Below are 11,866 nucleotides of genomic sequence, written 5' to 3'. Positions count from 1 at the left end.
TTACTTATTTGCCAAAGTCTCAACCAAAATATTACTTGATGCTTCAGTAGTATATTTCGATAAACTTTCTTTCAAAATTATTTTATTGCTATCACTAGAAATACAAATTTCTGTGCCTTCGATAGCTTTTTTTAAAAAAGTTATTAAATTCTTATAGTTTTGCTCCTTTCTCAACCTTTCGTCAAAATTAGGTATGAGCTTCTTCAGAATTGTATGAACTTGAGGAATGGGAATTCCAGATTTTACAAATTGATGCTCATTTTTTAAACTCAATAAAATTTCTTTTGTGTGGATATAAATATCAACGTAAAAATAATTCCTTTCCTTCATCAGGATTTCTGTTATTGATTCTTGGGGATTATTTATAGGAATAAAATAATCACAAACAGACTTGAGAAAACGATTAGAATGTTCTTCATATGCACATCCAATTACCGTTTTGCCATATTCATGCAGCTTATTGGCAAGAGAAGCAAACCCACCATCTCCTGAGACAATTACAAATACCTGTAAACTAGGGCGAAGAGTAATTAATTCTGTAACATCAATTGCTAGTTGTATGTCTGCTGCATTTTTCTTAGGGCCAAAATCAAAAATTTGAACTGGTTGAATTCCTAATTCTTGAATTTCAGTTCTCAGAGATTTTAATCTCGAATCGCTCCAATCTGCATATGCATATTGTAAAGCTATTTCCTTGACTGTATTAGTTTTCTTGATATTATCTTGAATTAGTTTTAGAGAAAAGTTAAAACTAGGATTACTTCTCCCCATTGTTAAGTTTTCAATATCATAAAAAACTGCTGTATTGAAATGTTGTTTAGTAGATAAAAGATAATCATTGTTAATAATCTTTTGGCTCTGTTTTATATCGTGATAATCAGCCATTAAATTTTTTATGTCTTCGCTTTGCGCCAAATTAACTGATTCTGCTTTTAACTGTGTTAATGTTTTTGTTAATTGTTCAACCTCTAGCTGTGTTTGTTTTAATTCCTGTGGTAATTTTTCAGATAGAGAGTTGATATAACTTTGATGTTGCTCAATCAGGTTAACAATAGTATTAGATAGAATATGCTGACGTTGTTGATAAGCTTCAGATAATGCTTGCTGTAGATTAGCCCAGACAATCGGAGAAGTTTCGTAAGTACAGACCTTTAAAGATGTCTCGTAGCCAGTGATCGCAATTTCTAAATTAATATCTTTATTACCTAGCTCAAACTTTTGAATTATATTGCTAAATTTAAAAATGACTTTTGCTATATTAATAGCTGAATCAGGTTTATTCTTAAACTGGTCAATTGCCCATTCTCTGAGTAAACAAGCAAAATCGTTATTTAACTTGTCTAAGTTCTGGTCTAAAAGTAAGTTTATTTCTTGGTTTTGGGAAGTTGCTTTTAATAAATTAAGTAGGAAGAGTAGCCCTGAATTACTAACTTTATTTGGCATAAATCTATACTCAAAAATGTAATGCTAGTTTTATTATTCCCATAAATGTATAAAATCTAACGTTTACAAAGGTGTCAGCCAATAAGTAATACCCTGTACAACTTGATTTTTAAAACCAAACTTCGGTAAGTCTTCTGCTGGTATACCTAAATAAGTCCAATGGGGTACATCTTTAACTACTGTTTGAAACCAACCATTTTGATTGAGAACTTGTCTTTGCTTCTGATTATTTACGCCTAAATCAATTGCTAATCCCCAAAGATGTTGTGATGCGCCTGGTGGTGCAACTACACCCAAAATGGCAGTTTCCTTCCCTTCTTTGACTTTTTCTAAAGTTGTGTTATTAGCGTATTTCTGCCAAAATCTTAAATTAGTAGCAAAATTGCGAGTGCAATCACTCTTCCCATATCCTGATTTTAGTGGAATATGCTGTTGTATTTTGGCTTTGTTTAATGCATCTGCTGCTGCTTTTTGTAAATAGCAGTCATTTGTACCAACAACTTTTTCTAACGTCAGTTGAGTTTGAAATTCTTGAGTTTCTTCTTCAGTAGTTAAAAGCACCTTATCTGGCAATTTAACATCGTTAGATGGATTGACAAAAGCAGCCCCATAAGAACGGAGTAAAGTATATTCATAAGTACCAAGTTGGGGAATTACTTTTAACTTTTGTGTAATGGTAGATACAAAACGCTCTTGTTGGGTTAAAGGTTGGCTAGACCCAGAGGTAGACAAAACTGATTCTTGAACATTAGTATTACAGCCTGATGCTTTTGCCAACAAACATTGGTTGATAGGTTGAGCATTAGTAGCTACTTGACGATAGATGCTACTACTAGCTACTAATACCAAACAAATACAAACAGAAATAATCATAAATCTGATTTTTTTACTTAAACGTTTCCTAAATAACTTAGTTATGTAAATATTTTTCATTAGCCTTAGAAATAATTTGATTGCAACAATAGTTAGAAAACAGACATAAAAACCACAATTAACTCGGTCTAATTTCTTAGACTTAGTTAATAATTATAATTTTGCTAAAAAGAAATCTACTACTACTAGATGAATAGTTCTTTTGATAGCTTTTTTATTAACAAAGCGCATCCTTGAAAGCACTGGATCGGCTAAAATAGCATTGACTCATAGCTCGCTGTTGTATAAGTATGACCATGCACAATTCCATTGAATTCCAAGACGCTTTTGATGTCATTGTCGTCGGTGCAGGTCACTCAGGTTGTGAAGCCGCCCTGGCCGCTGCCCGTCTTGGTTGTCGGACTCTGCTGTTGACGCTGAATTTAGATAAAATTGCTTGGCAACCTTGTAACCCAGCAGTGGGTGGCCCGGCTAAATCGCAGTTGACCCACGAGGTAGATGCCCTGGGTGGGGAAATTGGTAAAATTGCAGACCGCACATACTTGCAAAAACGCATCCTCAACTCTTCACGGGGGCCGGCGGTGTGGGCATTACGCGCCCAAACAGACAAGCGCGAATACGCTGCGGTGATGAAAGCAATTGTCGAAAATCAAGAAAACTTGAGCATCCGCGAAAGCATGGTCACAGATTTAGTTTTGGGTGCTAACGATGAAGTCGTCGGCGTAGAAACTTACTTTGGCGTGGCGTTTGCGTGCAAGGCTGTAATTTTGACCACTGGGACTTTCTTAGGTGGCAAAATTTGGGTAGGTAATAAATCAATGGCGGCGGGACGCGCTGGAGAGTTTGCGGCTGAGGGTTTGACACAAACCTTAAATCGTTTGGGTTTTGAAACCGGAAGGTTAAAAACTGGGACACCTGCACGGGTAGACAAGCGATCGGTTGACTACAGTAAGATGGAAGTCCAGCCTGGGGATGCAGAAGTTCGTTGGTTTAGCTTTGACCCAGATGCATGGGTAGAACGGGAACAAATGCCTTGTCATATGACTCGTACTACAGCCGAAACCCATCGTTTAATTAGAGAGAATTTACATCTATCTCCTGTTTATGGTGGTTGGGTAGAGGCGAAAGGCCCGCGTTATTGCCCTAGTATTGAAGATAAGATTGTGCGCTTTGTGGATAAGGAAAGCCACCAAATCTTTATTGAACCAGAAGGGCGAGATATTCCTGAACTATATATTCAAGGTTTTTCGACTGGGTTGCCCGAAAATCTGCAATTACAAATGCTGCGGAGTCTGCCTGGTTTGGAAAATTGTGTAATGCTGCGTCCGGCTTATGCTGTGGAGTATGATTATTTACCTGCTACACAGTGTTATCCCACAATGATGACGAAGAAGGTGGCAGGGCTATTTTGTGCGGGGCAAATTAATGGGACAACAGGTTATGAAGAGGCAGCCGCCCAAGGAATAGTCGCGGGAATTAATGCGGCACGGTTTGTTAGTGGTCAGGACATGATTATCTTTCCGCGTGAGCAAAGTTACATCGGCACGCTGATGGATGATTTGTGTACGAAAGACTTGCGCGAACCTTACCGGATGCTTACTAGTCGGTCAGAGTATCGCTTACTGTTGCGTTCTGATAATGCTGACCAACGCCTGACACCTTTGGGACGAGAAATTGGGTTAATTGACGATCGCCGTTGGGATTTATTTACCAACAAACAAGCCCAGATTACTGCGGAAAAAGAACGGCTATACGCCACCCGCATCAAAGAACATGAAGAAATAGGGAAAGCGATCGCAGCTGATACTCAACAAGCCATCAAAGGTTCTATCACCCTCGCTGACTTACTGCGGCGACCAGGATTTCATTATATTGACCTTAACAGGTATGGTTTAGGTAACATCAGCCTCACCCAAGCAGAGAGAGAAGGCGCAGAAATTGACATTAAATATTCCGGCTATCTTGCCAGACAACAAAATCAAATTGAACAGGTTGCCCGCCAAGCACATCGCCAGCTACCTGCGGATTTAGATTATGCTAAAATTGATACTCTTTCTAAGGAAGCACGGGAAAAATTAAGTAAGGTAAAACCACTTACTATTGGTCAAGCCGCCCGTATAGGTGGGGTAAATCCGGCGGATATTAACGCATTATTAATTTATTTGGAATTGCGTAAAACAAAGAGCCAGCCAGAGTTACCAGCCTTAACCTAAGTTAAAGTTTTAACAAACGTGGGTATAGTAGAAGTGAAGGGATTGGTATGATCGATGACACGAATTCGTGACTGGCATCACTAGCCGTCTCTAGATTACAGTTGAAATTAATATCACATAAACATTTACTCGTCAAGTCTAGGCGGGCAGTTTGATATTTCTGCAACATCCTAACTTCCAGCGACTAGGGGCGGTGTTGCCCCATTCTGGCAACCAAAACCTAAAATTATGCCTATGTTACAAGAATTCAGCACCCAATTCATCGCTCCGGAACCATTAGACGAATTGATCAGCGACGAGCCTTGGTCAATAGAAATTTATGCTGATGGCTTGATGGATGATCTGTTTGCCGATATTGACGACATTCTAGATACTAGCGGTCATTTGTCTTCTCATACTGTAAGGTATAGCAGCCGTACACCACAGCGTTCTCAGGAGGAATCTACCAGCGATTGGTACTACTCAGATTACGAACCATTGCAAACGCTTAATTTACAGCAAATTGTCTTACCCAATACACTTAACCGGACTGTACACGGCGTTCCCCAAGTCAGGAACAAACACACGAGTACAGTTGTGGTTGATACCCCGGCAGTGACTTTCAACAAGAGAAGACCTAAGAAAATCAGGCTGGCTTTGAGCAAACTGGTGATTTTAGGGACAGCAATTGGCGTGGCGATCGCTGGTACGATTTACTGGTTACAATCTGGGGCATTTACTTTTATCACAGCGCAATTGACTGGGCAAATGGCCATATCTCAAGCACCGTTACCTACACGTGCAGATGTTGAGGCAGATTTAGCTGACTATATGTTAAGTTCGCTAGCAGTAATCGATCAGCAAGCCGCAACCAGTAATCAAAAATCTTTTCGCACTGGTATCCTTAACAGGGTGAATTCTAATCCTTCATCTGTTGCTTATGCTAGCAGTCCACCAGTAGGTAATCTGCCATCTCCTCTCACTGCCAACAATACACCGCCAGCCCCTAACCGTTCTGCGACTAACGTTGTTGAACGCATCTATATTCCTGTTTATCAAGCACCATCGCCTATGCGCTATGGTCTGCCGCGCCTTCCCGGTACTCCTTTACCTTTACCGCCTGTAGCCAATGCTAGACAGACAACTCAGCCCAATGCTGTGACCACTGCCTTAGGTGCTGTCAGGCCAGCAGCAAAACCTGTCAGTATCAATATGTTGGCGGCTGTGCATAAAGACCTCAAACCTGTTGATGTGCGAACCACGCCTATCACTGTTAGGCAGTCAGCCAGCCCTATTTCTGCATTACCAGTGGCTCCCCTGCGTGCTGCACCACCTCAAGTAGCTGCTGTAGCTTCAGCGACAACGACTCAACAAGTTTATGTGGCAACAAATTCTGCACCTGCGCCCAGCCATACTTTAGAGGGGGTTATGGAGTTAGGCAATAAATCTGCGGCTTTATTTCAAGTTGACGGGGTGACTCGCCGGATCAATATTGGAGAAAGCATTGGTACTAGTGGTTGGACTTTAGTAGAAGTCAATAACGGTGAAGCGATAGTTCGTCGTAATGGTGAAGTCCGCTCAATCTATACCGGACAAAAGTTGTAATGCTCAGGCGATCGCTCTTGTGCTTACAGCTAAGATTCTACGTTTGCTAAAAATATAACAATTAATTAGTGATGAAAATTCGCTTTATTAAGTAGGTAGGCGCAACGATAACCTACTGATGTTTACCCATGCATAAATTTTGCTATATCTTTTTTAGCGTTAATCAAACATTTAGCCTGCATTAGCAGGTTTTTTTATGTAATCTTGCTTAGACACTATATCACGCTTTTTTTGGTTATGCAGTAGTTTTACAGTATTTAATTTTTATGACTCTAGGACTCATATTTGATTTTTGAAAAAATTCAGTATATTGTTACCTACCTTCTTTACCTGGATTTCTATATAAGGGTTTTTCAATTAACTGTATTAGCTTTTACAGGAATTTCAATCACAAACTTTGTGCCTTGCCCCACTGTGGATTCACACCAAAGATTACCTTCATGCTTCTGGGTGACAATTTGATAGCTGATAAACAAACCCAAGCCAGTACCTTGGCCAACTGACTTGGTGGTGAAGAACGGATCAAATATTTTAGAGCGAATCTCTTCTGGAATACCTATGCCATTATCATCAATCATAATCGTCACTTTGTTTGGCTCAAGTTGACGAGTCTGAATGCAGATGGTATTTGGGTTGGCAGAAATGTCTTGGAAGGAACGCCCCTGATTAGATGCTTCTAATGCATCAACAGCATTGCTCAAAATACTCATAAATACTTGATTTAGGGAACCAGCATCACAATTAATTCGTGGCAAATCGCTATACTCTTTAATAACCTGAATCTCAGGACGATCTGCTGTTGCTTGTAATCGATGCTGCAAAATCACTAAAGTACTATTAATTCCCTGATGAATGTCTACCTTTTTCCATTCTGATTCATCTAAGCGCGAGAAGTTCCGCAGCGATAACACAATAGTACTAATACGCTCGGTGCCACTTTTCATCGACTGAAGAATTTTAGCCATATCTGACTGTAAAAATTCCAGTTCAAGTTTATCCAATTCTGCCTGTAGGGTTTGGGGCGGATTTGAATAGTGCGTTTGGTAAGCGTGCAATGCTCTTAATAAGTCTTGGATATAGTTAGAAAGATGAATTAAGTTGCCATGAATAAAATTAATCGGATTATTGATTTCATGGGCAACCCCTGCCACCATCTGTCCCAATGCAGACATTTTTTCACTATGAAACATCTGTAATTGAGTCTGTTGGAGCGTTTGTAGAGTTTGCTTCAGAGTTATATTCTTTTCATGCAATTCTTCAGTTCGCTGCTGAACTCTAACTTCTAGAGTTTCATTGTTTCTGGCTAATTCGGCAAACGCTAAACGCAGCCTAGTTTCTGCTTGCGCTCGTTCTTCGATTGTTGCGGTCAGTACAAGAATGGTGAGTGTAATTACGCCAATAAACGATTGCAGTTGGATCAAAGATTGATTGAGATTTTCGCCCACAAAACCACCTTTGCCATTGACGGTGGCAATTACTGCGATCGCAGCTACAAAAAAAGTTAACAGTGTTGCACCCGGTTGACCCAGCCTAAAAGCCGACCAAATCAAAATCGGAATCAACATATACTCCAGGTGGTATCCCTCACTAAAAGCCACTTTACCGATGAAAATTACCAACCCCATCTGGATAATTGGCTCTACTAAGATGAAGCAGAATCTTAAATGATGTGAGAAAAATCGGGAATGTCGAATATGAGAGAGATTTGCAGCATGATCTGAGATGGAACGGAGAAATAACCATTGCCAGAATGAATCTCGATTTTTTTGTGTAAATTGTCCCCAACTCAGCAGAATTGGCGTGACGATAAAAATTCCTGAAACATTAGAAATCCACCAGGTTTGCCAAACTATTCCATATGCTGTCCAAGGAACTTTACCACTCAATGCCAAGCAAGCCACTCCCACCGTTGCATTGATGAGTGGCCCCACCATCCCAGTCAAAATCAAAAATTTGAACACGTCGCTAACACGCTCTAAAGGATAGCGAAGGTTAGTGGTTTTCCGCAGCAGGAAGGCACCTAATATAGTCCCCAGCGTTGTGCCGATCGCAATCCCCAATACTGGTAACGTTGAAATCAGCAAAGATAAAAAACTTGTTGCATCTCGGAACGCCCAAAAGTTAGCGAAAAATGAACCCAGCAACACACCATAACCCATCCAGTTACCAAACAACAGAACAGCCCCAGCAGCAATTCCATCTGGGGGCCAAACTGGAGTCACATCCTGAGGTGTGGAAGCAAGATGGCGGGAAATTTCAGCCATCTCATAATAGGCGATCGCCAGAGCAATAATGCCTCCGATTCGTTTTAGCGTTTGAGGAAACATAGGGAATTTTTTTTGAATCATCCGTTTTTGGCTGCTTGATAGCAACCTTAGTTTCTAGACATAGAATTCCCTTTTATCTGACTTTTCTACATACTTTAAAAAGTCAGTTCGCCTCGGTTCCTTGTTACCTTGGCGATATCCGGCAATCCCTTCGATGGTTATATTAAAAGTAAAAAATGTGGAAATTGTGAGTAAATTTAACGCGCGATCGCCTTCTTGTATTCGTAGCCCAACAAATGGAAGCAGCAGCAGAGGTACATCTGCCATCCGCAATGTACTAGCAATGGCTCACAAATTATATTTTCCAAAACCAGCGACGGCGGTACATTCCATATAGAATTAACCACCAAAATAAAACCATAACTATGGCAAATAATAAAGAACCATTTAACGCACCAACCCAAGGGCGAAACAGGTTTTCATAAATCCAAGTGTAAGTTGTACTGCTGCCAATATAAGTTTTAATTAAGATTCTACTAAATAAGCCAGAAGCAACAAATAAAAATATGGCATTTAGTCCCATCACTTCCAATGGGAAACTCCATCTTTTAACATTACGGACTTCGATTAATTCGTAACATAAAGCCAAAATTAATATTGCCCAACCAGCAGTAAATAAAACATAAGAACTTGTCCACAATTGTTTATTAATAGGAAAAATAAATCCCCACAATTGCCCAATAATTAACGCAATTAATCCGAAGATTACTAAATTTATACTTGTGCGATTTTTGATTGGCTGAGTTCGTAACCAGTCACCTGTAAAATAGCCCAACAAAACTGTGACAACTGCTGGCAAAGTGCTAAATAAACCTTCTGGGTCAAAGGGGCCACCACGATAAAGGTGCTTGCCTAAAATTATCCGGTCGATGTAACCGCCCAAGTTGCCTTCTGGGGAGAGATTACCTGCACCAAAGCCGGGGACTGGAATAAATTGCATTGCCAGCCAGTAGCCAATGAGGACAATAACTGCGAGTATCCACAACCAATGGCGAGAAAAGTTGAGAACTGCCAGGGACGCTAGTACATAAGCCAGACTGATGCGCTGCAACACTCCCATAATTCGCATCGTGCTGAAATTTGGCGGGATACCTTTAATTAACCAGTCCAAGGTAAAGGAAAACAACGTCAGAAACAAACCTAGAGCAAACAGTATTACTCCCCGACGGAGAATGCGCTGGTAAACAGCCGCAGTTGGACGATTTTGGGGTGTGTACTTGGCAAAAGAAAACGGCATTGCGACACCGACAATAAATAAGAAGCAGGGAAAAACTAAATCTGTCGGTGTGCAACCGTGCCACTCAGCGTGTTCCAGGGGAGGATAAATATAATCCCAACTGCCGGGATTATTCACTAAAATCATAGAGGCGATCGCAATTCCTCGAAACACATCAAGGGAAGCGAGACGCTTAAAGGGTGTTGAGGACTTTTCCATAAAGTTATAGTCTAATCTGTTAAACGCTCCTCTAAAATTTTGTGAATATCAAAGACATTTTTCTTCGTAGATTTTTACACCAACTACAGCACGGCAAAGATAACTACACAGTGAGAAACAACACAAAAGCTACTTTTTTAAAGCTTCTTCCCCTCTGCCTCTTACCTTCTGTTTTCTCCCTCCTCCCATTTCAAGTTGCTGACTCCTCACCTCAGCCAACACAACCCAGCGCATCTCTCCAGCAACCGCAAAATTCCCTCTGCACCCCTGCACCCCTGCATCCCTGCGGCCTGAATAATAAGTCTTTAACTAAACACGATATTACTCCCCCTTCCCCTAGTAGAGAATTTCGGGGTGCTTGGGTTGCAAGTGTCGCAAATATTGATTGGCCTTCTAAGCCAGGACTCAGCACAAATCAACAACAAGCAGAATTAATTGCCATACTCGACCGTGCCGCAAAATTAAAACTCAATGCAGTTATTTTACAAGTCCGTCCTGACTGTGATGCTCTATATCAATCTAAATATGAACCTTGGTCAGAGTTTTTAACTGGACGGATGGGTAAACCACCCTCACCTTATTACGATCCTTTAGCTTTTGCCGTGGCAGAAGCCCATAAACGAGGGCTAGAATTACACGCTTGGTTTAATCCTTATCGCGCGCGTCATCCTCAATCAAAATCGATTGTTGCTGCCAATCATATCAGCAAAACTCATCCTGAATTAGTCAAACATTACGGCAAATATCTGTGGTTAGATCCTGGCGAAAAGGCAGTTCAAGATTACACCATTGACGTAATTATGGATGTTGTTAATCGTTATGATATCGATGGTGTTCATATTGATGATTACTTTTATCCTTATCCAGAAAAAGATAAAAAAAATAGAAATCTTGAATTCCCTGATGAAATTAGTTGGCATAAATATCAGCAATCAGGTGGAACAGCAAGCCGTGATGATTGGCGGCGAGAAAATGTCAACACATTAATACAGCGTTTATACCAAAATATTAAAAGCACTAAACCTTGGGTAAAATTTGGTGTTAGTCCGTTTGGCGTTTGGCAACCAGGATTTCCAAAACAAATAGGTAAAGATAAGGCATTTAATGCTTACGAAGAGTTATATGCCGATTCCCGTAAATGGTTAATGAATGGTTGGGTAGATTATCTCTCACCACAACTTTATTGGAAAATTGAACAAGCTCAACAAAGTTATCCTGTACTGTTGAATTGGTGGCTAGAACAAAATACTCAAGGTAGGCATATTTGGCCAGGAATTTTTACTAGCCGTGTTGGTCAAAACAGCAATACAGCTTGGCCTGCTAAAGAAATCATCTATCAGATTAAAACTACTCAAGGTCATGCAGGTTCAGATGGTAATGTTCATTTCAGTATGAAACCTCTGATGCAAAATCGTGGAGGTATTTCTGATTTATTACCCAAGGATGTTTATAATCTTCCTGCTTTAGTACCATCATCACCTTGGTTAGATAAAACATTGCCAGAAAAACCAGATTTAAGCATTGCAAATGCATCTGCCAGTAAGCTTTTAATCAAATGGCAACCAACAGGTAAACAACAAGTTTGGTTATGGGTTGTGCAAACAAAAACAGGAAATGATTGGAATACACAAATTTTACCTGCTGGGCAGACTTCAATTTCAATAAGTAATAACCAAGTTGAAGATGTAGCGGTTTCTGCGGTAACTCGCTATGGCATTCAAGGGTCAAGTGCCATTGTAGAACTTCCAGAATATCAAGCAAGAAAATCTAGTATGGGTGTATGGAGGCAACAGGTAATAGGCAATAGCAAAGAAAGCAGGTAGAAAGGTACTGATTTTTTCACAAATCAAATATCAGTCCTATATTCAAGCTCGTTAATCACGATGAGATACTCATTAATGGAGTTCCAAGACTCATTAATGAGTATCAAAGACTCATTAAAGGAGTTCCGAGGTTCATTAAAGGAGCTAAAAGACTTATTAAAGGAGTTC

At 40.2% G+C, this 11,866-nt stretch carries 8 protein-coding genes; 3 read left to right on the top strand and 5 right to left on the bottom strand.

Going from position 1 to position 11,866, the window contains the following annotated elements; all coding sequences use genetic code 11:
- Nucleotides 1–1,443: an NYN domain-containing protein gene (locus tag H6G76_RS03870; RefSeq protein WP_190695633.1), complete on the bottom strand. Its 1,443-nt coding sequence runs from the start codon at nt 1,441–1,443 to the stop codon at nt 1–3.
- Nucleotides 1,444–1,506: 63 nt separating this feature from the next.
- Nucleotides 1,507–2,316, bottom strand: coding sequence for a D-alanyl-D-alanine carboxypeptidase family protein (locus H6G76_RS03865; protein ID WP_242056305.1), 810 nt, complete (start codon nt 2,314–2,316; stop codon nt 1,507–1,509).
- Between the two features lie 290 nt (nt 2,317–2,606).
- Here H6G76_RS03865 and mnmG point away from each other — a divergent pair, with 290 nt between their 5' ends.
- Together mnmG and H6G76_RS03855 are read left to right on the top strand one after the other, a co-directional pair.
- Nucleotides 2,607–4,529 carry a tRNA uridine-5-carboxymethylaminomethyl(34) synthesis enzyme MnmG gene (gene mnmG / locus H6G76_RS03860; RefSeq protein ID WP_190695627.1) on the top strand — a complete coding sequence of 641 codons (1,923 nt, stop codon included), beginning with the start codon at nt 2,607–2,609 and terminating at the stop codon, nt 4,527–4,529.
- A gap of 228 nt (nt 4,530–4,757) precedes the next feature.
- Complete coding sequence (locus H6G76_RS03855) at nt 4,758–6,113, top strand: hypothetical protein (RefSeq protein ID WP_313934743.1); 1,356 nt, start codon at nt 4,758–4,760, stop codon at nt 6,111–6,113.
- A 353-nt stretch (nt 6,114–6,466) separates the two neighbouring features.
- On the opposite strand, the gene H6G76_RS03850 is transcribed toward H6G76_RS03855, so the two are convergent.
- From H6G76_RS03850 to H6G76_RS03840, 3 genes are read right to left on the bottom strand one after another with little or no spacing between them, the layout of a single operon-like run.
- The gene (locus tag H6G76_RS03850) at nt 6,467–8,461 is read right to left on the bottom strand and encodes an MASE1 domain-containing protein (RefSeq protein ID WP_190695624.1); all 1,995 of its coding nucleotides are present in this window, start codon (nt 8,459–8,461) and stop codon (nt 6,467–6,469) included.
- A gap of 33 nt (nt 8,462–8,494) precedes the next feature.
- Complete coding sequence (locus tag H6G76_RS03845; RefSeq protein WP_190695621.1) at nt 8,495–8,707, bottom strand: hypothetical protein; 213 nt, start codon at nt 8,705–8,707, stop codon at nt 8,495–8,497.
- A 28-nt stretch (nt 8,708–8,735) separates the two neighbouring features.
- On the bottom strand, nt 8,736–9,875 hold the full coding sequence (locus H6G76_RS03840) for an acyltransferase family protein (protein WP_190695618.1): 1,140 nt from the start codon (nt 9,873–9,875) through the stop codon (nt 8,736–8,738).
- 41 nt (nt 9,876–9,916) lie between these two features.
- Here H6G76_RS03840 and H6G76_RS03835 point away from each other — a divergent pair, with 41 nt between their 5' ends.
- Nucleotides 9,917–11,698, top strand: a complete 1,782-nt coding sequence (locus tag H6G76_RS03835; protein WP_313934741.1) for a family 10 glycosylhydrolase — start codon at nt 9,917–9,919, stop codon at nt 11,696–11,698.
- Nucleotides 11,699–11,866: the final 168 nt, after the last annotated feature.

Origin of the sequence: Nostoc sp. FACHB-152 (assembly GCF_014697475.1) — a bacterium.
Taxonomy (GTDB): domain Bacteria; phylum Cyanobacteriota; class Cyanobacteriia; order Cyanobacteriales; family Nostocaceae; genus Nostoc_B.
The sequence above is the reverse complement of the archived record's forward strand: the minus strand, read 5'-3'. Positions and strand labels throughout refer to the sequence as shown.

Bases quoted from the DNA above. Each gene is read 5' to 3' on its own strand.
- mnmG (WP_190695627.1), top strand. From the start codon at position 2,607: ATGACCATGCACAATTCCATTGAATTCCAAGACGCTTTTGATGTCATT.
- H6G76_RS03865 (WP_242056305.1), bottom strand. From the start codon at position 2,316: ATGATTATTTCTGTTTGTATTTGTTTGGTATTAGTAGCTAGTAGTAGC.
- H6G76_RS03850 (WP_190695624.1), bottom strand. From the start codon at position 8,461: ATGATTCAAAAAAAATTCCCTATGTTTCCTCAAACGCTAAAACGAATC.
- H6G76_RS03845 (WP_190695621.1), bottom strand. From the start codon at position 8,707: ATGGCAGATGTACCTCTGCTGCTGCTTCCATTTGTTGGGCTACGAATA.
- H6G76_RS03870 (WP_190695633.1), bottom strand. From the start codon at position 1,443: ATGCCAAATAAAGTTAGTAATTCAGGGCTACTCTTCCTACTTAATTTA.
- H6G76_RS03855 (WP_313934743.1), top strand. From the start codon at position 4,758: ATGCCTATGTTACAAGAATTCAGCACCCAATTCATCGCTCCGGAACCA.
- H6G76_RS03840 (WP_190695618.1), bottom strand. From the start codon at position 9,875: ATGGAAAAGTCCTCAACACCCTTTAAGCGTCTCGCTTCCCTTGATGTG.